Annotated in this window: 17 protein-coding genes; 5 read left to right on the top strand and 12 right to left on the bottom strand. The window is 59.4% G+C overall.

Annotation, left to right across the window (positions count from 1 at the left end):
• Positions 1-590: 590 nt before the first annotated feature.
• From ACTHQX_RS19140 to ACTHQX_RS19130, 3 genes are all read right to left on the bottom strand, one after another.
• Complete coding sequence (locus ACTHQX_RS19140) at positions 591-1,814, bottom strand: DUF6575 domain-containing protein (RefSeq protein ID WP_440158720.1); 1,224 nt, start codon at positions 1,812-1,814, stop codon at positions 591-593.
• Positions 1,815-2,901: 1,087 nt separating this feature from the next.
• Complete coding sequence (locus ACTHQX_RS19135; RefSeq protein WP_440158722.1) at positions 2,902-4,446, bottom strand: PucR family transcriptional regulator; 1,545 nt, start codon at positions 4,444-4,446, stop codon at positions 2,902-2,904.
• A gap of 38 nt (positions 4,447-4,484) precedes the next feature.
• Entirely contained in the window at positions 4,485-5,576 is a 1,092-nt protein-coding gene (locus ACTHQX_RS19130; RefSeq protein ID WP_440158723.1) for a DUF917 domain-containing protein, read from the bottom strand.
• A 174-nt stretch (positions 5,577-5,750) separates the two neighbouring features.
• Here ACTHQX_RS19130 and ACTHQX_RS19125 point away from each other — a divergent pair, with 174 nt between their 5' ends.
• The 5 genes from ACTHQX_RS19125 (at position 5,751) to ACTHQX_RS19105 (ending at position 12,278) form a co-directional block, all read left to right on the top strand.
• A complete protein-coding gene (locus ACTHQX_RS19125) occupies positions 5,751-7,106 on the top strand; it encodes a purine-cytosine permease family protein (RefSeq protein WP_440158724.1) in 1,356 nt (451 codons plus the stop codon).
• On the top strand, positions 7,103-8,650 hold the full coding sequence (locus tag ACTHQX_RS19120) for a hydantoinase/oxoprolinase family protein (protein WP_236805974.1): 1,548 nt from the start codon (positions 7,103-7,105) through the stop codon (positions 8,648-8,650). The genes ACTHQX_RS19125 and ACTHQX_RS19120 overlap by 4 nt, the downstream gene beginning before the upstream one ends.
• A 44-nt stretch (positions 8,651-8,694) precedes the next feature.
• Positions 8,695-9,798 carry a DUF917 domain-containing protein gene (locus ACTHQX_RS19115; protein ID WP_236805975.1) on the top strand — a complete coding sequence of 368 codons (1,104 nt, stop codon included), beginning with the start codon at positions 8,695-8,697 and terminating at the stop codon, positions 9,796-9,798.
• Positions 9,795-11,000, top strand: a complete 1,206-nt coding sequence (locus tag ACTHQX_RS19110; RefSeq protein ID WP_236805976.1) for a dipeptidase — start codon at positions 9,795-9,797, stop codon at positions 10,998-11,000. The genes ACTHQX_RS19115 and ACTHQX_RS19110 overlap by 4 nt, the downstream gene beginning before the upstream one ends.
• Positions 11,001-11,099: 99 nt before the next feature.
• Positions 11,100-12,278 (top strand): amidohydrolase, encoded by a 1,179-nt coding sequence (locus ACTHQX_RS19105; protein WP_440158725.1) that lies wholly within the window; start codon positions 11,100-11,102, stop codon positions 12,276-12,278.
• A 474-nt stretch (positions 12,279-12,752) separates the two neighbouring features.
• On the opposite strand, the gene ACTHQX_RS19100 is transcribed toward ACTHQX_RS19105, so the two are convergent.
• The 9 genes from ACTHQX_RS19100 to ACTHQX_RS19060 form a co-directional block, all read right to left on the bottom strand.
• Complete coding sequence (locus ACTHQX_RS19100) at positions 12,753-13,817, bottom strand: Gfo/Idh/MocA family protein (RefSeq protein WP_440158726.1); 1,065 nt, start codon at positions 13,815-13,817, stop codon at positions 12,753-12,755.
• 292 nt (positions 13,818-14,109) lie between these two features.
• Positions 14,110-14,856: an SDR family NAD(P)-dependent oxidoreductase gene (locus ACTHQX_RS19095; RefSeq protein WP_236805979.1), complete on the bottom strand. Its 747-nt coding sequence runs from the start codon at positions 14,854-14,856 to the stop codon at positions 14,110-14,112.
• Between the two features lie 8 nt (positions 14,857-14,864).
• Positions 14,865-15,692 carry a sugar phosphate isomerase/epimerase family protein gene (locus ACTHQX_RS19090; RefSeq protein WP_440158727.1) on the bottom strand — a complete coding sequence of 276 codons (828 nt, stop codon included), beginning with the start codon at positions 15,690-15,692 and terminating at the stop codon, positions 14,865-14,867.
• Positions 15,693-15,707: 15 nt separating this feature from the next.
• Positions 15,708-17,027: an MFS transporter gene (locus tag ACTHQX_RS19085; RefSeq protein WP_236805981.1), complete on the bottom strand. Its 1,320-nt coding sequence runs from the start codon at positions 17,025-17,027 to the stop codon at positions 15,708-15,710.
• An 81-nt stretch (positions 17,028-17,108) separates the two neighbouring features.
• On the bottom strand, positions 17,109-17,552 hold the full coding sequence (locus ACTHQX_RS19080; RefSeq protein ID WP_236805982.1) for a type II 3-dehydroquinate dehydratase: 444 nt from the start codon (positions 17,550-17,552) through the stop codon (positions 17,109-17,111).
• 239 nt (positions 17,553-17,791) lie between these two features.
• Positions 17,792-18,823, bottom strand: a complete 1,032-nt coding sequence (locus ACTHQX_RS19075) for a LacI family DNA-binding transcriptional regulator (RefSeq protein ID WP_236805983.1) — start codon at positions 18,821-18,823, stop codon at positions 17,792-17,794.
• Between the two features lie 147 nt (positions 18,824-18,970).
• Positions 18,971-20,041 carry a Gfo/Idh/MocA family protein gene (locus tag ACTHQX_RS19070; protein ID WP_236805984.1) on the bottom strand — a complete coding sequence of 357 codons (1,071 nt, stop codon included), beginning with the start codon at positions 20,039-20,041 and terminating at the stop codon, positions 18,971-18,973.
• Positions 20,042-20,084: 43 nt separating this feature from the next.
• Positions 20,085-20,525, bottom strand: coding sequence for a type II 3-dehydroquinate dehydratase (locus tag ACTHQX_RS19065; protein ID WP_236805985.1), 441 nt, complete (start codon positions 20,523-20,525; stop codon positions 20,085-20,087).
• Positions 20,522-21,886, bottom strand: a complete 1,365-nt coding sequence (locus ACTHQX_RS19060) for an MFS transporter (protein ID WP_236805986.1) — start codon at positions 21,884-21,886, stop codon at positions 20,522-20,524. Before ACTHQX_RS19060 ends, ACTHQX_RS19065 begins: the two co-directional genes overlap by 4 nt.
• Between the last annotated feature and the right edge of the window lie 107 nt (positions 21,887-21,993).

Genomic DNA, 21,993 nt, shown 5'->3' with positions numbered 1-21,993 from the left:
ACCACTGGGCAGTTCTACTGGCCACCAGCGGGCAGAAATGCTGGCCGCCTACGGGCAATTCCTAATGGCCGTTGACACACGGGCGCCGGTGCCGTGCCTTGGCTGAGACGACGTCGGGATCTGGTTCCGTTTTTTGGCCCGTTTGGATCGGCGGATGCACCAGATTATTGCGGCGGCGATGAGTAGAAATATCAAAATCCCCATGAGTGAATCCTCTGGTGGAGCGAGGCCTTAGTTCGCGCGAGCAGAGGCGATGATGCCGTCTGAGAACTTCTTATCACGCTGAAAGGTTTTGACAGGATGATGAGGCGTTGATGAAGTCAAAGGTCTGCCTGTCGGAGTGGGCGGGTTCTCTTTAGAGAGCTGAGAGGGCGGCGTGGATCGCGTTGAAATACCGAAGGCCGGTGTCAGAGCCTCGAATTCGCCGTCACCAATCCACCTTCGAAACGGTTGTGGGTGATCAGGATGGAGGATTGGGTGCTCAGTCTGCGGTGGCATCTTGCCCAGAGAGAATCGGGAGACCGATCGCCGCCTACAGGCAGTAACCAGCCAACCAAATCAGCTCCTCCATTCGGCCACGGGCTGCACTTCTAGGTAAGTAACGCCTCGTCCACTCGGCGAATGTGCAGAAGACGATAACTGCTGGAAACGTCGGTGGTCATGGTTGAGTACTCCATAGTCTTCAAGAGCTCCGCAGCGTAAAAATGTTCGTCTCCCGTTGGAAGCCCCGATATCTGTGCCTTGGCCTCTGGTGCCATCTGTCCCGAATACCTTTGCCCAGCCACATTGTCGAACAGCTCGAAAATCCCAGTTCGCAAATTGACACCAACCAGCGTCACCCTCTTGAGGGCCAGCTTTTCGCTGTCAGGATTCCGATCGTCAATAATCGCCAAAGCGTGACGTACCGATTCGAGGCGGATTTTTACCGTTCTTAATTCCCCGGACTGGTTTGCTAGAAACACGCCGGCCCCGGTCTCGTCGTCTGAAAGCACTGTCAGCAAGCTGCGGAACTTACTCCTGGCCCGCACTCCGTAACCGTTAAGCAGCTCAGTTAAGTCATGCTGAGAGTCAGCGGCCGCTAGTAGATCCAGCAGTCTCTCAGTTGATCGGTTGACAAGATCACCGACCAGAGTTGGGCCTGATTTCGGTGCCAAAACCAAGACAAATGAAGCCGCCTCGGCCCCCGCAAATACCAACTCAGACTCTTGGAGAATTTCCTCAGGTATCACCCCGCGAGCTGTGGGACGGCCCCGTTCTTCTTGCGCAAGGGAATCTACAGCATCCTGAAAAGAACCTGCCAAGCGGGATAGTGAGCGCAAGGAATACTCAGTTCTCCGCGCGTTGGGGGGATCGACCTCCAACGCAATGCGCGTCCTAAACTCGCCGCGAGAGTCGGCACTGAACCGGTCCGGGTCGAATGCAGGGAGAGTCTCCGTTGCAATATCCAACTTCGCGTCCTCGAACGGAAGCCAATCATTATCAATCAGGTCGGCCTCGATAGTGGCCAAACTATTCCGTGGAGTTTCTGCACCATATTGGGCTGTTACCTGGTAGACAAACCCATCTTCGGCTTGGGTATAGGCCTCCCGAAGAGGGACATGTCCGCTACGAATCAGTTTCATCCGGGCACTGGATACAGAAACATAGAGATAGGTTTCTGTCTGCTCATCTTCGTCTTCGTCCACGCAGTTGGCCAAGAACACGTGTCCCGCCTTGTTCTTGGCTGTGAAGAGGCGAGGTCCATCATGCTCGAAGAAGATCTCGGAAATGACAAGCCGACCGAGCGCGGTGTCTGTAGCGGGTACGAGAGTCATGGTTTTTCCGCTACACAAATCGCTTCTGGCACGTGCGTCAGGGGATCGGGCCACCAATCATGATGCGAGGCCCCAATAGAACTAGGACTTGAGTCAACCCAACCACATGTCAAATCAATAGAAGATATAGACTTTTTCCGAGCCCAAGGGTTACTCTTTTGCGCATTCACGAGATCTTGCAACTCAATGAATACGGAATGCCCATAGCATTCCCGCTTTTCATTCGCTCCCGAAGCCGAACATGTACCCATCTTCTTGTTAATTGGAAGTATCCAGTCACTGGCCGAAGGTGAGGCACCTATTTTGAGTGACCCTGCTGTCAAGCGATATGCCGTTCCCGCTGCCGGTTTTGCAGTTTCAGGGTGAAATGGAGGAGGGAATGCCGGACTTGGCACGCTGGGAACGGAGCTCATTCTCGTGACTTTACCAACGAGTGACCCGAAACATTGGTTCCGCCGCAGGCGAAGGCCGATTAAGAAGCGGTGTCCGGGCGTGGCCACCTTGGCTGACCGACTTCCGGTGACAAGTATGGCAGCTACCCGGCCGGCAACCCTAGGACTGCGGCCCCTGAGAGCGGTAGCCACTGCTCGAACAGCGGATGGCGGAGCAGCGCGAAGGTCAGCAACTCCGATCGAGGTCTCAAGGAGCTGAACGCTGCATGCTCGAGGTCAACGAACTTGACCATGCCACCAGGTGCGGGAGTGGGAACATCTGTGAATTCACGCCCGCCAATGTAGCGCTGGAGACCTTCAGCCGGGCAGTTTCTCGGGCCAGGTATACGAGTATTGGGAGGCTGGTCTTCACGCAAACTGCTGGACATAGGGGCAGGCTCTGAGTGTCGCTCTGGAGGACCGAATGCGCGACTGGAGTGTCCGGTTGAGATCTTAGACCTTCGCCAGGGTGCGTCAACAAGAACGAAAACGGACTTTACTCTGACGCCTTTTAGGCGGTCGTCTGACGTCAGGTTGGGGTGTAGTTCAACCTATTAGGCAATCGCAGTGAGACATCTCCTCACGACTTTCAGGGACGCGAGCTTTCATCTGGAATCAAGCCCGGAGCCTTTCACTGCTGTCGGGCGACGATGCGGCTACTCGGTGGCGGAGATTTCCAAGATTCTGAGGGCGATGCGTAAGGCAAATTTGGTGTCAGGGTTTTCGAGCGGTGCATCCAGGAGTTCCTCGATTTTTTCTATTCTCTTAACCACCGTGTTTCGATGGACTGCAAGGGCGCGCGACGTTTCCGCGAGGTTAGATTCGCTTTGAAGGTAGGTGTTCAGCGTTTTCCTCAGATAGTCGGCGTCTGGTTCGGACAGTCGTTTTAGAAACTTCGTGGCTTGGCGAACCAGTGCGGGATCGTGGAGCGTAGTGCGGATCAATTGGGTGGCGGCAGATTCCTGGGCGTCCACAATCTGCCGACGTCCTTTGCTAGAGCTTGCTCGTCGAGCGAAGTCTTCAGCCTCGGCAATGCTTCTCGCAAATCCTTCAGGTCCAAGGCGTGGCCTGGCGACGCCAAAAACGATTCCTGTTTCTGGCGGTGGTCGTAGGGAATCCAGAGCGGCGACGAAATCCCTGTAGTCTCCCCGGGTTGGTTGGTCCTGCCGTGTTTCCCAGATAAGCCAATGATCAATGTATTCGGACGAGTCCACTGTGTAGTCATACCGGCTCAAAGCGGCTGGAAGCATTCGTCCGATGTCGTGGGCAAGGGATTTCCGTGGGGCACGAACACTTACGAGAGTGTGCCATCCGTTTAAGTTCCAGCCGACGCTGAGAGCTTGAGAGATCACGTGGTCCGGAATTGCTCCGCCAGCGACAGCTAGCTGCGAGACGATCGCCGATCTTGCGGATTGAAACTGCTCGCTCGCGAAGCGTTGACGGCTGAGCCACCTGAGCAACGAGAGGGCCCCTAGTTCCATAAGCTCTTGTGCCGCCTCCAGCTCAAAGGGCGGGGCGTCAGGCTGAAATTCCGCGAGTATCCAAAGCGCTGGATCGTCGTCTTCCACCAGCGGGGGCAACGGAACCGATATGAGGTTTGGGGCTTGGCTGGTGTCAAACAAGGGCGTCGCCCCGACGTTGCCGAATGCGAGCGGCTGTTCCACGGCGCCCGCAAGTGGCAGGCCGAGCGAATTGATCACTGCTATCCGCGCGTTGACATACTTTCTGAGTTCAGAAGCGACTCGTTCGGGGCTTGGCTCCATCTGGTGGACGGCATGGGTGAAGGCCGTCATATTAATGGACCGTGCCCAGAGATCCGAGCCTAAGAACCTGCTGAGGGATGCGGCAACGGCCACAGTCGCTTGGGGCTGGTGGAGCGCAACCACGTTCATTTTCAGTTTTCGCGCAAGTTCCAGGGTAGAAAGGCCGAACTCCGAAACTGATTGGAAGTCCTGTGGCGTGGTTGGTATCAGGATCACTACGCCCACGCCCTTTCGCTTCAGCTGTGGAAGCAGAATTTCCAGGGCATAGGAGGGAATCCAAGAGGATATCCAGATGCCTTCGAGATTGCTGACCTGCGCTTCGTCTGGTGGATCAAGATAGGCAGTGGTGGCGGCGCCGCTGGCGCTGATCTCGTTAATGCAGATAAACGTGAAGTTCGAAACGGGGTGTTCGACGATCACGGAGCTGTTCAGCAGCATCGGACACCGCAGCAGTTCCCGAAGTGCCAGCCGGGCTCTCACAGTGAGTCTCCAAGGGAAGGGATTGAGTACCCGTAGCCGGAGATGTCGACCAAGGCCTGCGCAGCAGAGTTGCTCCATTCGCCCGGAGCCTCAAAGACAACGACGTCTACCCCGTACCCGGGCAGGATGCGCTCGCTAAGGAGGGGAATACCGGTATGGCTGTCCAGGAGGCAGATAATCTGGGGGGCCTTGGCAAGCAGCCGGCCTTCGTCTACGAGCAGCAGGAATTCGTTCTGCGCCTCGATTCGAAGGTATCTTCCTGCGGCCCGAACGATCATCGTTCCTTTGGCCTGTCCCCCGGCACCGGAATCACGAGGGGCGGCTTCCCAGTGAACGTCCACAACACTCCCGCGGCCCACAAAGCGACATCCCGCAGTGCGGGAACAAAAATGGGATATCGCATCACTCACGGACTGCGTTTGTTTCCTGGACTGTTGGAACTGGCGTCCAAGCTCCAAAGCTCGTCGAAGCGTCTGGCCTATGCCGCCTTCCCTCGCCTGTCGCCCATCCATGGGGTACCCCGCGAACGCCACCCAGCCACCAAACAATCCCATGAGAACACGCAGGGCGCGCTCGGATTCTTCGGCACTCGATCCTGAAATTTCGACGCATCTCCCCGAAGTGTCTACGAGGGCACAAGGAGTCATCGAGACACTATGCGCGTTGAAGGTTGTCTGGTGCAGTCCCGAGAGTCCTCGCCCCATGCCATCCATATCGACCAGCGGGACACCCAAGGCCGCGGCCACCAGGATCGGTGCATAGGCATTGATCCCGGCCATCTCGAAGGCACAGACAAGTGCTCGCCGGCCTGGAAATTTCTGGGCGACCGCTTCAAAAGCACGCACGTAAGGCCCCGGTCCGCTGGGCTTTTCGCTGAAGGCCAACGGCGACCCCGCCAGGCCAACGGCCACAACGACATCGCCGGAAAGGATTTTACTTGGCCGAAATACGGTCACGCCGCCACAATGATCCAACAGATCCCGAGCCAACAGAGACATGGCATGTGTGTCACCGGCCCCTCCCGAGCCCTGCATTCTAGCGCCAAACTCCAACGCTTCCAGGTCCGTAGCCGTCAGGAGCCAAGACATGGCTGCCTCCTTCGCCTGCGTCTGTGGGGAACGAATGTGTTAAGTATGCACATCCTGAGTGCATTTAGTAGTCGAAGCAACCATTGATAACGACCGCCACGGGCCGTAACTTCTATTCATTCCCTCCTACCCCTCATCTCTTCCGGGTAGGTACCTCATAGCCAAGGAGTCCCGATGGCAACAACTACTGATAAGAAACACGCGGGGGAGGAGGACTACGCCCTGGAGCGTGTGCCTGACCACGCCCGCTACAGCTGGTGGTCGGTGGCAGTTCAAAGGTTCGGCCAGATGTCAGCGCTTTCTCAGTTCCTTCTGGGTGCAGCCTTGGGATTTGGAATGGACTTTCCCACCGCCTTGCTCGCCATCTTCCTTGGATCAGTGATCTTGGAGGTGGTTGCCATCATGACGGGAATCCTCGGACAAAAAGAAGGCCTCTCGACATCGGTTCTCGCCAGATGGACCGGCTTTGGACGCCATGGATCCAGCATCATCGCCCTGTTCATCTCCCTTAGCCTGGTCGGATGGTTCGGTGTCCAAAGCGGAGTGGCCGCTGAAGGGCTTGCCAAGCTGGCGCCCGCTATTCCCGCATGGGCGTGGTCCCTTGCAGTCGGCTGCGCAGTGACCGCGATAGTCATTTACGGCTTCAAGAGCATGGCTTGGACCGCGTACATTACGATCCCCGCGTTCCTCCTGCTCGCCGGTTGGTCCATTGTCTCTGAGCTGCAAAAGCACAACCTCGGCGATCTGGTCAACCAGCCGGCCCCGGGACCGGTCCTGGGCCTGGCCGCCGGGACAACACTGGTGGCAGGCGGATTCATTGTCGGCATGGTAATCACCCCCGATATGACGCGCTTCAACCGCAAACCCTCCGATGTCGTCAAGCAGACGCTCGTCGGTGTCACCCTCGGGGAATTCATGGTGGCCATCGCCGGCGTTCTCCTCGCCCATGCACTCAAAACCAACGACATCATCGCGATTGTCACTTCCAGCAGCGGGTTCGTCGGCACAATCATCATCGTTGCCGGCACGATCAAGATGAACGACTGGAACTTGTACTCGGCATCCTTGGGCATCGTGAACTTCGTCGAGACAGTATTCAAGAAGCGAGTGAGCCGAACGAGGGTCACGATCTTTATCGGGATCCTCGGCAGCGCACTCGCCGCTGCCGGAATACTGAACTACTTTGTTGGTTTCCTGATCCTGCTCGGAGTCACGTTTCCCCCCATCGCCGGCATCATGGTCGCCGAATATTACATCGTGAAGAAATGGCGAAGCGTCCTATCCGCATCTGCCCCCGGCCTGCCGGCAACAGAGCCAACGTGGGTCGTTGGGACCCTGGTGGTCTGGGCCGCCTCGGTGCTGATCGGAACGTTCCTGCCCTGGGGGGTAGGGTCCCTGAATTCGCTTGGTGCTTCCCTCATTCTTTACGTCATCGGGGGCAAACTCGGCCTGATCAGAGGCACATCCGAAGAGGCGCTTTCACGCCGACCGATTACTGAAACACGCGAACTGCAGGAGGACTACAAGTGAAGATAGGCATCGATGTCGGCGGGACCAACACGGACGCGGTACTCATTGACGGAAGCGAGGTCCTCGCAGGTGTAAAAAGTCCGACAATGAGTGACGTCGGACAGGGGATCACCGGGTCCCTCCGCCGACTACAGAGCGCGTACTCCTTTGATCCTGCCGACGTAGACGCCGTCATGATCGGAACCACCCATTTCATCAATGCACTCGTCGAAGCCGAACGGTTGGCACCGACGGCGGCAATCCGGCTCGGACTTCCTGCAACGGGCGGATTGCCGCCGTTCGTGGGCTGGCCGGCACGGATTACCGAAGCGCTGCACGCCTTGCCCTATATGTGCCACGGCGGTCATGAGTTCGACGGACGGGAAATATCGCCGATCAATCACGACGAGATACGCAGGGCAGCCCAGGACGCCGTAACAAAGGGTGCACGCAGTTTCGCAATCTCGTCCGTGTTTTCCCCAGTCAACTCCGAGTTCGAACAAATGGCAGCGGAAATCATCAACGCCGAGTTTCCGGAACTTCCGGTCAGCCTTTCCAACGAAATCGGCAGGGTGGGGCTCCTCGAGAGGGAAAACGCAACAATCATCAACGCCGCCCTTCGTGAGCTTTCGGCAGATGTGTGTTCTTCACTCGATCAATCCCTGTTGGCTCTAAACATCCACGCACCGCTGTTCTTGAGCCAGAACGACGGCACATTAATGGACGTCGATTTCGCCCGAAAATACCCAGTGGCTACCTTTGCCTCAGGACCGACCAACTCAATGCGCGGCGCCGCCTACCTCTCGGGCCTCAAAGACTGCATAGTTGTCGACGTTGGCGGAACAACGACGGACGTCGGAGTTCTCCAGTCCGGCTTTCCCCGCGAAGCGGCAACAGAAATCGAGGTGGCGGGAATCCGAACCAACTTCCGTATGCCTGATGTGTTGTCCGTCGGCCTCGGTGGCGGCAGCCGCATCAGGTTCGACAGCGGTGTGACAGTCGGGCCGGACAGCGTGGGCTACAGAGTCACGGAGGATGCGCTCGTTTTCGGAGGCAAAACTCTGACAGCGACCGACATCATGGTCGCCGCGGGTGATGCGGAGATCGGTGACCCCGGCCGTGTCAGCCATCTGGATCCTTCAATGGTGAAGGCCGCCAAAGACGAAATCCACCGAAGGATCGCGGAGACGGTTGACCGGATGCGCACGAGTTCCGACCTCGTCCCGGTGGTCGCAGTCGGCGGCGGTGCGTTCCTGGTACCAGAACAGATGGCCTGTGCCAGTGACGTTGCCCGTCCGGGGCACTCCGGAGTGGCGAATGCCATCGGCGCCGCAATTGCCCAAGTCGGTGGCGAAGTCGACCGTATCTTTGCTATCCCGGCAGGAAAGCGCGAAGAAGTGCTCGATCAGGCCAGGGGGGAAGCAATCAGCAAAGCAATAGCTGCCGGAGCCAAAGCCAGCACTGTCCAAATCGTGGAGATCGATGAGCTGCCTCTGGCGTATCTGCCCGGAAACGCGTCCCGGGTACGCGTCAAAGCGGTCGGCGACCTGCCGGCGTCGAAGTAGCCACACACGAAACGCTGACTGCAAGAAGTAGAAGGAAGAACAACATGAGTTTCTATCTGTCACTAGACGACGTCCCTGACTTGGCGCGGGGCGCGGCAATACTGGGTACAGGCGGCGGCGGAGATCCGCTCATCGGCCGGCTCCTCGTCGAGGAATGCCTCAAGAACGGAAAGAAGATCGAAATCCTCGATCCGACCGAACTTGATGACGATGACTTTGTCATTTCCACGGCCATGATGGGCGCTCCGACTGTCGTAGTCGAGAAAGTCCCCGCCGGCACTGAGGCAGTCCTGTCGCTCCGTGCCTTGGAGAAACACCTCGGAAAAACAGCCGATGCGACAATCCCCATGGAGTGCGGTGGACTGAATTCCATGATTCCCCTGGTCGTCGCCGCCGAAGCAGGTATCCCGGTGGTGGACGGTGACGGAATGGGGCGAGCCTTCCCGGAGCTTCAAATGGAAACGTTCGGAGTCTATGGAGTGTCCGGATCACCGCTCGCTGTTTCGGACGAAAACGGGCACACGTGCATCGTCGATACCGGCCAGGACAACCAGAGGATGGAGACTTTCGCCCGCGCGGTCACCATCAAGATGGGGGGCGCGGCATACATCGCCGAGTATCCAATGAGCGGAGCAGACGTCAAGCGTACTGCGATCCGCAACACCGTCACGCTGGCCCTCAATATCGGTCGGACTTTGCGTAAGGCCAAGGACAAACATCTTGATCCGCTGGCAGAACTCAGTGCCTTCCTGAAGGACACAATATACGGTCATGGAACCGTGCTCATGCGGGGAAAAGTCGTTGACGTTGAGAGGTTCGTCAGGGACGGGTTCACTCAAGGGTTTGCCGCTGTGGAGTCATTTGATGGTGGCGACGAGATGCGGATCCAGTTCCGGAATGAGAACGTCATTGCACACAAGAATGGTGCGGTGGTCGCCATTGTTCCGGATCTTATTACGATAGTTGATGTTGACCTGGGCACACCCATCACTTCCGAGGCCCTGCGGTTCGGACAGCGGGTGGCCGTCTATGGAATCTCGACCCCTGCGATCATGCGGACCCCGGAAGCGCTGCAAGTCTTTGGCCCCCAGGCTTTCGGACTCCATGAGCCATGGGTTGCCCTAGAGCAATTGAGCGCCGCCCGATGACATCCTTTCGGACTCGTTCCGCGCTGGCCGACACCCTGGTATTTGACGGCCATAACGACTTGCCTTGGGCTTTGCGGCAGAAATTCGATTCCCGCGTCGAGGAGATCGACTTATCGCAGCACCAGCCCCGCCTGCACACAGACATTCCGCGGCTCCGGGAAGGCCGGGTCGGTGCGCAATTCTGGTCGGTCTTCGTCCCGTCCAACATGCCGCCGGCCGACGCCGTCGTGGCGACCCTCGAACAGATCGACTGCGTACACCGGATCATCTCCAAGAATCCCGAGACATTCAGCCTGGTGGACTCTGCCGCCGGCGTAAGAACCGCCGTCGCAGAGGGAAAAATTGCCTCGCTGATGGGCATAGAAGGAGGGCATTCCATCGACGCGTCGCTTGGCGTGCTTCGGATGATGAGACGTCTCGGCGTCCGCTACATGACTCTCACACATAACGACAACACGCCATGGGCGCGCTCGGCGACCGGCGAACAGGTCGACCATGGGCTCACCGACTTCGGCAGACGCGTGGTCGGCGAAATGAACCGTCTTGGTCTCATAGTTGATCTGTCTCACGTGGCCGAGCAGACGATGCATGACGCGCTGAACACGAGCGCTGCTCCTGTAATTTTCTCCCATTCATCTTGCCGCAGCGTCACCGACCACGCCAGAAACGTGCCGGATGGCGTGCTTGAGAGATTGCCTGGAAACAACGGCGTGCTCATGCTGACCTTCGTTCCCGCCTTCATCTCAGAGGCCTGCGCGGACTACGAACGACGTTCTGATGAAGTCCGGCAGAGACTCGGCCTTCGGACAGGGTTCCATGCAGGGCAGGTGGAAGAGGACACTGCGGCGGCCGCAGAATTCACCCGGTGGACGTCGCAGAACCAGGCTCCGCAGGCCGCCATCTCTGACATCGTCCGCCACATGGAACACGCACGGGAAGTAGTAGGACCCCGGCATGTCGGCATTGGAGGGGATTTCGATGGCATCCAACAACTGCCCCGCGGAATTTCCGGGGTGTCCGGCTACCCGACGGTCATTGAAGCGTTAGCCGAACGGGGCTGGTCGCCTGCTGATCTGCGCAGCCTCGCTTTCGGCAACGTCCTCCGGGTGCTGGAAGATACTGAGACGGCCGCGAACCAAGATCTGATCGCCATCCCTCAAGCGCTCCACGGCGCGCCCGTTCTGGCTGGAGGACCCGACTAGAACGACATTCGACAGCAAAAATACCCAATCGAAGAAGGGCAACACATGTTTGGTTATGCCTTGCGGGATCTGGAACTCACGCACGAGGAGACTGCCCGAATGCACGAGTTGTACCGCCATCTGCACGCTAACCCGGAACTGTCCATGCAGGAACATCGGACCGCAAGGCTCATTACCGAGCATCTCACTGCCACCGGAGCGGAGACCTTTAGCTGCGGCGGGACGGGCGTCGTGGGCGTACTCCGCAACGGCGAGGGGCCAGTCGTGGGTTTCCGGGCCGACATCGACGGTCTGCCGATCAAGGAGGAAACAGGACTTGATTACGCCAGCCAGGCCACCGGTGCCCTGGCTGACGGGACTCAGGTTCCGGTGATGCACGGCTGCGGCCATGACACGCACATCACCGCAGCGCTGACTGCGGCGGCCTTGCTCGCGGGTGCCACCGACGCCTGGACAGGGACAGTCGTCTTCCTCTTCCAGCCGGGGGAGGAGACGGCCGCCGGAGCGCAGGCGATGGTCGACGATGGTCTGTGGAACAGGGCTCCGAAACCCGAGATAATCTATGGCCAGCACGTCGTGCCGAGTCTGGCGGGCACAGTAAGCATCAGCCGCGGTACCGCTATGGCCATGGCCGCTTCCTGGAAGGTCACTGTCCACGGGCGTCAGGCGCATGGTTCCCAGCCCCAAGAAGCGATCGACCCGATCGTGCTCGGGGCCCACATGTTGGTCCGGCTGCAGACCATCGTTTCGCGTGAGCTGGACCCCGTGCAGTCCGCGGTCGTGACAATCGGAACCTTCCACGGGGGCCTGAAGGAAAACATCATTCCCGCGATGGCCGAGTTCACCATAAACGTACGGTCCTTCGACCAGAAAGTGCACGATGCCGTGCTGACATCAATCCGCCGCATCATCCGCGCAGAGGCAGAAGCCTCCTCCGCGCCGCCCCCTGAAATTGAGGAGCTGTATTCTTTTCCGCTGTGCTACAACGATCCCACGGCGACAGATCAACTTATCCAGGAGTTTCGGGCCACGATCGGAGAGGAAGAGGTCCGCGAGGTTCCGCCGATGATGGCCAGTGAAGACTTCGGGACCCTTGCAACAGCTATCTCTGCCCCCTCGGTTTACTGGACCTTCGGAGGCTATACCGCCGAGACGCTCAGGGCTGACGGGCACATCGCCGGCAACCACTCGCCACATTTCGCCCCCGCTTTGGAACCCACCCTGAGTACTGGCGTCCGGGCTGCGATGACGGCGATCCTGTCCAAAGGTGGTCGCTGAAAGCCCCGTGCCTGTTGATAAGCAGGACCAGGGCCGGCGGTGCAGTTTCCGGCCGGTTCGCGGCCGCGACCGCTGCTTGGTCGGTGAAGGCCGTAGCCGCTGCACCAAAGCAAATTCGCGCCACATGCGATTTGTGCCGGCCTCCGCAATCCCGTCAACCTGACTGGCTCGGACAAGCTCCCTTTGGTGCGGCTGTCCCGTCCACAGCTGGGGTCAATTCGGGTTATCCACCGCTGAAGTTGGGGGAGCCGTTGGGATAGCTCCCTAGCAACAGTAGCGATGGATAACCACCCAAGGATTGTCCTCAGGTGTGGGCGGTAGGGGCTAGCTTCTCCGCGGCTTGCAGATCCAGACTGGCGCCTTTCAGACCCAGCCATGCACCATCTGTCAGGTTGGGGTGTAGGTAGGTGGACAGGCGTATCCCGCTAGGCAGTCCACTGGTCGTGGTCGGTACACCGCAGTTCGAACTGTGGGCTAGACGCTGTGTTCCGCCATCGGCAGTAGTTCATCCATGAAGACTTCTCGGTTTTCTGCGGCTGAGCGTCCCACACCCAAGGTCGCGGCAAGTGTCATCAGACCATCCCGAGCTCCAATCAAGGGTTCGGCACCGGTTCTGATGATGTCAATGAAGTGCTGAAGCTGAGCGGCGTATGCGTGAGATTCTGCTATTTCATGCTTTTCGACAATCAGGGGGTCGTGCCAGTCTCCGCCCTCAGCGTGCTTATAGAGCTTCATGCTTGGGATGGCCAGCGAGCCTTCGGTGCCTCCGATGTGGTAGGCATCCGCAGGAGTATGGGGGAAATACGCGCCCTGTCCTGAGTTCAGGTCCCAGCACCATGGTGAGGCAACGGAGTCGCTCAGCAACAGAGTTCCGAGCGACCCGTTAGTGAACTTCAGGATCACGGCGGCGCTGTCTTCAACTGCAAATTTTCGGACATTGTTGGACGTCACCGCGTGGACGCTATGGATGTCTCCGATGAGATACCGCAACGTGTCAATGTCGTGAATGAGATTGATAAGTATGGGCCCGCCTCCAGGCTGCTGGCGCCATAGGTTATCGAAATACTGATTTTCCTTTTTGATCTGGCACATGCCGTTGACGGTGACAATCTGTCCGAGTTGTCCCCCTGAAATCAGCTGCTTGGCCCGGACAATGTCCGGGCTGTGGCGTCGCTGGTGACCGATGAGGACGGGAACGTCGGCCGCGCCAGCCGCCTCGATAATAGCCAGGGCCGCCTCTTCAGTGTCAGCGACGGGCTTTTCTATCAGCGTAGGTATGCCCGTGCGTATGCACGCTATGCCCGCCTCCCGGTGCATGCTGTTCGGGAGAGCGACAATGGCTCCGTCTAGGCTGACATGACTCAACAGGTCCTCGTAATCAGAGAAGTAGGGCACATCGAGTTCAGCCGCCAGCTGTTGGGCTGATGGTGCAGGATCTGCTATGCCAGCGAGTTCTGCTTCTTGGTTGGCCTTGAGGAATCGTGCGTGCTCGCGGCCGATGAGCCCGGCTCCCATGAGGGCAATTTTGACGGGTTTCATGTAGGTGCTCCGTTTTGATTGTGGATGTCACTTGGGTTGCGAATGCGACCTCGCCGTGGTCTTTCGTCCTGTTCAGGGACCTAGGGTTTCAGTCCTTTTGCTCATCAAGGTCTGATCGTCTGGGAAGAGTGCGGCGGGGTCGACCAGTCCAGGCCGCCCGGCGGACGAACATGCCGGAGTGGGCGGTAAGTGAGCATTTCGCCCACCTCTGATGGTGCGGCCAGGAGAATCTCATGTACTGCGCTGAGGTGAAGGTGCTAGGGCGTTGCAGGTTGCGAGGGGAAGCGCCTGGCTATGCGGTGTTCCGGCCGCCGCTGAGGTCCAGGGTCTGGCCGGTCATGTAACTGGATTCCTCGGAGAGGAGCCATGCGGCCAGGGACGCGAACTCTTCGGGTTTGCCTATCCGGCCCATGGGGACCCGGGCGAGGAGTTCCTTGTTTCTTTCCGGGCTGAGGGCGTTGATAAGTGGGGTCTCGAACATTGACGGCGCCACAGCGTTTACGGTCACGCCGTAGGGGGCCACTTCCTTGGCCGCTGTCTTGACGAGGGAGATCAGCGCCGCCTTCGACGCAGAGTAAGCTGCCTGATGCGGATTTCCTTCTCGCCCGGCAATGGAGGACAGTACTGCGATCCTTCCATGTCCCTGCTCGCGCAACACCGGAAGGAGGAGAGCCAGTCCATGGAAGCAACCGTTGAGGTTGACGTCGAAGGTCAGGTCCCAGCCCTCGACCGACATGTCGTCGACGGGCGATTCGGGACCTTGGATGCCGTGGCAGAACAGTGCTCCATCGAGCCTGCCGTGTTCCTCCAAGAGGTCAGCGAGCACCTGTTTCCATGCCTGCCGATCCCGTACATCGAGTTGCCTCATAAGGGGATCGTTCGCGGCCGGCGGCTGGGCGTCGGTGGCTACGACGATGGCTCCCTCCGCGGTCAGCCGTGACCGCGCTGCTGACCCCAGGCCGCCTGCAGCGCCGGTCAGGAGTATGACTTTGTGTTTGAAACGGTCGGGCCAGATGGTGTTCGGTGACAAGTCGGGCAAGATTGCTCCTAAATTGGCTGCTGGTAAGTGAGTAGTGGCGTCGGCCAGTTGCACTCCCGCAGCAGTTGACTGGCTGACAGAAAAGCCTCATGGACGACCCAGGGCAGTGGAAGCGCGTCGATGGCGTCCGAGAATGGTTCGACAGTGATGGGCGGGACGCCGGCAGGTCGTCCCTTGCACAGGGTGTGAAGCAGTCCGTGCAGGTCAAGATTTCCGTGCCCCGGGAAGGTCCGAAGGTGACGACTTTCGAAGCGGGTGTCCGTCCGGGCATCCGTAAGGTCTGACAGTTGGAGGACGGAAACCCGTTCCAGAACTTCAGGCGTGAGGTCAGTGAAGGAGGCTCCCGACCTGAAGAAATGTATTGCGTCCAGAACCATCGTGGCCTGTTCGCATCCGGGACCTGCGAGCAGATCCATTGTCGATTCGATGTCCGGGAGTTTGCTGTATGGCATGAACTCGACTGCCACGGTCGTCTCCGGCAGGAGGCGGCAGAGGTCGCGTAGTTCCTGTTGTATGACGGCTGGTTCCCCGTCGAAGGCGGCTACGTGTACCCGGTTTGGTTTGAGAATTGCAACCAGTTCGACGAGGGCGTCGTTCATGCGGCTCTGAAAGCTCGTGCCGCCCAGCCTGATGAGCTCGAGTTCGGACAGCTCCAGGTTTCTGGAGTCGAGCAGTCTGCGGATATCGGTCGGTTCCAGTCCTGCTTCCAGAGCGGCAAGGCATTCGCCGATGCTTATCCCGATGCCTGTGTAGCCGACGTTGTGCGCGTATTCAATTGATTGCCGAAGGTCTCGTTGCCGAAGGGCCATGGCGCCCAGGGTTAGATTTGCTGCCACTTTCCGCCTTCTTGCCTATTCGTTCTCTTTGGCATGGAAGTCCATCTTGAATGTCTCGGGGGTCGCCCTGATCATCAGCAGCGTCACCAGGTAGGCCGCAAGAAGGAGGCCGACGATGCTCCAGGTGCTTCCGGTGCTCTGGAGCAGAAGTGCTGCCACGAAGGGCGTCGGGGCGCCCCCAACCAAGTTGGTCAACGTGTACGAGGCCGCGTGTCCTGAATAGCGCACGTGTGTCGGGAACGGCTCCGCGAAGAGTGCTGCGAGGACGCCGAATGCGAAGTACTGGAAACCCAGCAGCAGGATGCTGCCCAACAGCATGAGCCCAAACACCTTGGTGTTGAGAAGCGGGAAGTACGCCACCGCGCCGATCATGCACATGGTCGCACCGGTGTAAAGGATCGGTTTCCTTCCGAACCGGTCTGACATGTAGCCGCCGAACGGGATCGCGAACACTCCAACAACGTTGGTGATCAGCACCAGGGAGAAGCCCACATCGGAGGTCATGCCCAGGACGCGCTTGATGTAATCCAGCGAGTAGGTTGTCACCACGTAGGAGCACGCCACGTTCGCTGCCCACAAGAATGTCAGTCGGAGAATGTGCTTGGGGTACTGCCTGAATACGGTGAAGAGCGGGGTCTTGACGACCTGGTTGTCTTCCCTGGCCTGCTTGAAGACCGGTGTCTCGTCGATCGTCCGGCGGATGATGTAGCCGAGAATGGCCATGATGAAGCCAATGAAGAACGGGATCCGCCACGCCCAGTCAATGAAGGCCTGCTCGCCGACCAGGCCCTGGAGGCTGATCAGTGTGAGCGCTACGAACACCTGGCCCAGGGGTGAGCCCATGTTGACGAGTCCCCCATAGAGGCCCCGTCTTCCGGAGGGGGCGTATTCCAGGGCCATGATCTGCGCGGCGCTGGATTCACCGCCGAGCGCAAAACCTTGTACTACACGGAAGAAGACAAGCAGGACTGTCGCGAACAGGCCCCAAGTGCTGTAGCCGGGCAGGAGGCCGATGGCGAGGGATGCGACGCCCATTGCAATGATGGCTGCAACCATTGTCCGCTGCCGGCCGATCTTGTCGCCCAGATTGGAGAAGAACGCTGCACCAAGGGGTCGGGCCGCCAGGCCGATGCCGAATGCCGCAAAGCTGGCAAGGATACCGGCGACCGGGTCGAGGGAGGGAAAGAAAAGCTTCGGGAAAACGATGGCAGACACGCTGCCGTAGAGGGCGAAATCAAACCATTCGAGGGCCGTGCCGGCAGAAGCGCCGATGAGAACCTTCCGGATTTGTTTCTGGCTGGTTGTTGCGGCTTCATTGCCGGTGGTGGTGGTCATTTGGATTTGCCTCCCATTGGGCAGGGGTAACGGACGGGGATGGCGCGATGCGGGCCGAGGGCATTCAGGCCGGGAGGCTTCTCAGTTCTCCTTGTCACGGATGAGCTCGACAAGGTGCTCAAGCGCGACCCCATATCCGTTGGACTTGAGCCCGGCGATGTAAATCGAGGCCAGGTCGGCGTACATATCGGGGTGGGCCTGCTTCTCGTACTGGAAGATCGCAGACATGTGCACTATCGCGATGGGAAGCTCGGCATCCTTCAGCGAGTCGTACAGGGACCGACCATATGGAGTGAGGCCGGCCGGGTTAATGAGGATGCCGTCAATCTCGTCCTGGACTTCATGCAGCCAGTCGATGAGACCGCCTTCGTGATTCGACTGGGTCTGAACGACCTCGACGCCGAGTTTGTCGGCCAGCACCTCCAGTTCCGCCGTGATGTCGGCGAGCGTCTTCCGGCCATACTTGTCCGGACGGCGCTTCCCCAACCGATTGAGGTTAGGGCCTTGCAATACTGCTATTTTCACAACTTCTCCATCGAAGATACGAGCTAAAGAATCATGGGTACGTACCCAATGGGTACGTACCCATATTGTAGTGAGGGCCGCCACTCGTCAAGGGGAGGCCAGCTTTTCGGAAAACATGACGCGTTGGATGAACACGTCTGCGTCAGGTTGGGGTCGTTCTGTCCGGACCCCTGGACCCGCAGGATTGCCTTGCCCTCGCCTCCAAGACGCCACCGGCAGCGGAGAGCAGGCGGGCTGTCTTATGCGCTGAGGTGCTGCCTAAGTGATGACGGTGCCGGCGGCGCTGATGTGCCTCGGACGATGAGTTCCACCGGAAAGACTCTTCGTCCTGGCCGTTGTTCACGCCGCCCCTCCAGGTGGTCGACTAGCATGGCTACGGCCTCCCGCGCCATGTCATCTAGCGGTTGATGCACGGTGGAAAGATTGATCATCTTCCACGACGCGGGCTCGAGGTCGTCAAAGCCCACCACTGACAGCCTGTCCGGAACTTCGACGTCCAGCTCGGCGGCCGCGTCCAGGGCGCCTATGGCCAGCATGTCACTGCCGCAGAAAATGGCAGTGGGAGGGTTAGGCGCCGCGAGGAGCTTGCGGGTCAGGGCGGAGCCGGTGTCGTGGTCAAGGAACCCACGTTCCACCATGTCCTCGGGCAGGGAGAGCCCGTGTCCTTCCAGCGCCGCCCTGAAGAACTCTTCCCGTTGCCGGCCGCTGGTCGTCGACCAGGAGCCGGTGATGAGTCCGATTCGCGTGTGGCCCAAGCCGACCAGGTGATCAGCTACCTGCTGGCAACCCGATTTATCGTCAGGAAGGAGCACCTCGGCCTCAACACTGGGGTCGTCCCGGTTGAACAGGACGATGGGAAGGCTTCGTTCTTTGAACCTCTTGACTGTCGGGGAACCCTCAGTGGCTGAGGCGAAGATGGCACCGTCGACGGGAAGCTCCTGGAGGGTGGCGCCGGCGAGCGAGTCCGGGGCCTCCAGGCTTTCTCGAATCATCACCATCTGGTAATTGCGGGCCGCGAGCTCCCGGTGCATGAGATGGATGATCTGGGTGTAGAAGAGGTTTGCTGTATCGGCCACCACCAGACCCACCGTCCGCGTTCGACGGGTGACCAGGCTCCGGGCGCTGATGTTCACCACGTAGCCGAGCTCAGCCGCTGCAGCAAGAACCTTTTCACGCGTCGCCGGGCGGACGGCGGGGTCGTCGTTCAGAACGCGGGAGACGGTGGATTGCGAGACTCCCGCAAATTCTGCAACATCGACACTGGTAACCATTGTTTTTTCAATATAGCGTTTCCTGGCACGTCAAGAGCCGGCAGCCTCGTCCATCGAGCCAGCCGATCTTCAACAGACCGGGCTGTCCTGGGGCGGGAACCTCGGAGTGGGAACTGCACGTCTGAGGTCGACCGGCAAAAGTTTGGGCTATGCCACAGAGACTTTAGGTATGACCAGTCCTGCGAGGCCGGGAGCCACCGCTCTCTGTGTCCGTGCCGCTTCGTGGGCGGCTTCGACGGCGGCCAAAGATCGTCCGGCGTCGGCCACGCTGACGATTGGCTCGGCTTCTTCGCGGACGACTGCGCAGAAATGGGCCAGTTGGTTCTGGAGGGCGCCGCCCCCGGGCCTTTCCAGGAACTCAGTGGTCAGGGGCGTATGCCAGTCTCGTTGACTGGGGTAGGACCACAGCTTCAACTGCGGCACGGATAGTGATCCCTTGGTGCCGGCGATCAGGAGACTTGGTTCGTCCGGCTGCTGGGCGAACTGCGGGTCGTCGCCGGAGTTCTGGTCCCAGCCCCACGGTGCGGCTGCGGTGTCCGAGCCGGTCAGGGTGCCGATCGTGCCGCGCTCGAACTGGAAGAGCAACCCCGCGGTATCTTCGACTTCGAAGCCACGGATGCGGTTGCTCATGACTGCCTGGACACTGGATATCTCGCCGATGAGGTACCGCATGATGTCCAGATCGTGCACCAAGTTAATCAGCATCACTCCTGCACCCGGACCACGTCGCCAGGAGTCGAAGTATGACTCTGGTTTAGTGGTGAGCCACAAGCCGTTAACGGCGACGATGTCGCCGATTGCGCCGCTCTGGATTGCCTTCTTTGCCGCCGCGATCAGGGGGTGATGCCGGCGGTGGTGGCCCACCAGCACCGGCACTCCCGTGCTCTCGACTGTGCCGGCGAGACGGGCCACTTCGGTAAGGTTCACGCCGACGGGTTTCTCGAGGAGGCAGGGAATGCCAGCTTCGATGGCGAAGGATGCGGTTTCGACATGTGTGTCGTTCGGTGTCGCAATGATCACCGCGTCGACCTTGGCCCCAGCGATCAGGGCTTCGTAGTTGTCGAACTGTTCAGCGCCATAAGCGCTGGACAGTTCTGAGTTGATCGGATCGGCGACAGCGGTGAGTTCGGTATCGGGGTTAGCCGCGATGAATTGGGCGTGGCTGCGGCCCATGCGGCCTGCCCCGATCAGCCCGATGCGCAGTGGCGTTTTTGTCATGGTTATGTCCTGTTTTGGGTCTCGCATCCGAGTGCGGATGTTTTTAGTTCGCTTCGGCAATCTTGTAATAGATGGCTTCCAGGGCAAGGGAGTAGCCGCGCCACCCGGCTCCGGTGATGTATGTGGTGGCCGTTGAGGCGAAGATATCTGTGCGTTCCTTCCCGTCCATGGCATGCCATTGGGAGATATGCACGATGGCGAACGGCTGGAAGGTGTCCCGGACGGCATCGAGGAGCGAGTAGGAATAGGCGCTAAATCCTGCCGGATTGATGACGATCCCGCTGGTCTGTTCCTGCATCGCGTGGATCCACTCGATGAGTTCGGTTTCGCTGTTTGACTGGAAGTGCAGGACTTCGACACCGAGCCTCGCGGCCGTTTTATCAATGTCGCTCTGAATGTCCTGAAGGGTGGTGGTTCCATACTTCTCTGGTCGACGGACCCCGAGCCTGTTGAGGTTCGGGCCGTGGATTACTGCGATTTTCATGCTGACCTTCCGGTTTTGGTTGAGGCGCCGAGTTTCTCCGGCCGTCCAGTGCCGCCCAGTTCCCGCAACGGGGTACGGTACGTTTCCCGCATCCCCAGGGTTGCCAAGGCGGCGACGACGCAGCAGGTGAGGGTAAGGGCGGCGGCCGGAACCCAGCCATCGGGGGAAGCCGGCGAAATCCCGGCCGCCAGGGAGGGCATGAAGCCGGCGATAGCGAAACCGATCTGAGTGCCGATGGCTGTGCCGGAAAGGCGGACCTGTGTGGAGAACTGTTCGCCGTAGAGTGCTGGAAATACCCCGTTTTGGGCGTGGTAGACGATGCCGGACATCAGGATGCCGAACAGGAAGATCAGGGGTACTTGGCCACTGCTGACGGAGGCGAGATAAGGGAACATCAGAATGCCGCTGCCCAGGACGCCGAAGATGTAGACCTTTTTCCGCCCGATGCGGTCGGCAAGGGCAGCCCACGCCGTGATGGAAACCAAAGCCACCGCCGCGGCGGTCACGGACAGCCAGAGCATGGCGGATTTGTCGACGCCGACGGTGTTCGTGGCGAAAGACAGGGCGAACACGCCAAACACCGTGCTGACCGTCGAGACGAGTGAGCTGAGGGCGACCTTGAGCACATCTGCCCAGTTATGGCGGAAGAGTTCGGCCAGCGGCAGCTTGGCGACCGTGTTCTGCTCTTTTTCTTCGGTGAAGGCCGGGGTCTCATCAAGAGTACGGCGGATGAGGTAGCCGACGATCATGACGACGAGTCCAAGGTAGAAGGGGATACGCCATCCCCAAGAGAGGAGCTGGTCCTGTGGCAGGGAGCTGATGGGGATCCACACGGCACTGGCCAGAATGAGCCCGGCCTGGGTACCGCTGAGCGTGAAGCTGGTGAAAAACGACCGGCGGTGCTCGGGGGCGTGCTCAAGTGTCAGCGAATTCGCGCCGGCTTGTTCACCTGAGGCAGAGAAACCCTGCAGCAGGCGCAGGGCAACGAGAAGGATCGGGGCCCAAACACCGATCTGGCCGTAGGTGGGCAGGCATCCGACGAGGAACGTCGCCGCGCCCATGAGGGTCAGCGTGAAGATCAAGATTGTCTTGCGACCGTACTTGTCACCGATGTGACCCATGAAGAACGCACCGATCGGGCGGGCAACGTAGCCGACGCCGAACGTCGCCAATGCAAGCAGCGTTCCGGTCGCTGGATCCGCGGCTGTAAAGAAGATCTTGTTGAAGACCAGTGCGGCTGCAGTGCCGTAAATAAAGAAGTCGTAGTACTCCAGTGCGCTGCCGACAAAACTTGCCACGGCGGCGCGGCGCGGCCGGGCAGTAACATGGCCTGCCCCAGGCTCTGCGGACGTAGTCGTCACGTCATTCCTCCTTGAATGGTTGGACTTAGAACTGGGTTTTTCCCGTCGCATCGTGCGACACGAGTCACACTAGAGTAAGTGGAAGGCAATTCCAAACTGGAACGCTA

Source organism: Arthrobacter sp. SAFR-023 (assembly GCF_051965295.1).
Taxonomy (GTDB): domain Bacteria; phylum Actinomycetota; class Actinomycetes; order Actinomycetales; family Micrococcaceae; genus Arthrobacter.
Note: the sequence above shows the minus strand (reverse complement) of the source record. Positions and strands in the feature narration are given on the sequence as shown.

Bases quoted from the DNA above. Each gene is read 5' to 3' on its own strand.
- ACTHQX_RS19130 (WP_440158723.1), bottom strand. From the start codon at position 5,576: ATGTCTTGGCTCCTGACGGCTACGGACCTGGAAGCGTTGGAGTTTGGC.
- ACTHQX_RS19075 (WP_236805983.1), bottom strand. From the start codon at position 18,823: ATGGTTACCAGTGTCGATGTTGCAGAATTTGCGGGAGTCTCGCAATCC.
- ACTHQX_RS19115 (WP_236805975.1), top strand. From the start codon at position 8,695: ATGAGTTTCTATCTGTCACTAGACGACGTCCCTGACTTGGCGCGGGGC.
- ACTHQX_RS19125 (WP_440158724.1), top strand. From the start codon at position 5,751: ATGGCAACAACTACTGATAAGAAACACGCGGGGGAGGAGGACTACGCC.
- ACTHQX_RS19065 (WP_236805985.1), bottom strand. From the start codon at position 20,525: ATGAAAATCGCAGTAATCCACGGCCCGAACCTCAACAGGCTCGGGGTC.
- ACTHQX_RS19135 (WP_440158722.1), bottom strand. From the start codon at position 4,446: ATGCTGCTGAACAGCTCCGTGATCGTCGAACACCCCGTTTCGAACTTC.
- ACTHQX_RS19105 (WP_440158725.1), top strand. From the start codon at position 11,100: ATGCACGAGTTGTACCGCCATCTGCACGCTAACCCGGAACTGTCCATG.
- ACTHQX_RS19085 (WP_236805981.1), bottom strand. From the start codon at position 17,027: ATGACCACCACCACCGGCAATGAAGCCGCAACAACCAGCCAGAAACAA.
- ACTHQX_RS19100 (WP_440158726.1), bottom strand. From the start codon at position 13,817: ATGAAACCCGTCAAAATTGCCCTCATGGGAGCCGGGCTCATCGGCCGC.
- ACTHQX_RS19110 (WP_236805976.1), top strand. From the start codon at position 9,795: ATGACATCCTTTCGGACTCGTTCCGCGCTGGCCGACACCCTGGTATTT.
- ACTHQX_RS19140 (WP_440158720.1), bottom strand. From the start codon at position 1,814: ATGACTCTCGTACCCGCTACAGACACCGCGCTCGGTCGGCTTGTCATT.
- ACTHQX_RS19070 (WP_236805984.1), bottom strand. From the start codon at position 20,041: ATGACAAAAACGCCACTGCGCATCGGGCTGATCGGGGCAGGCCGCATG.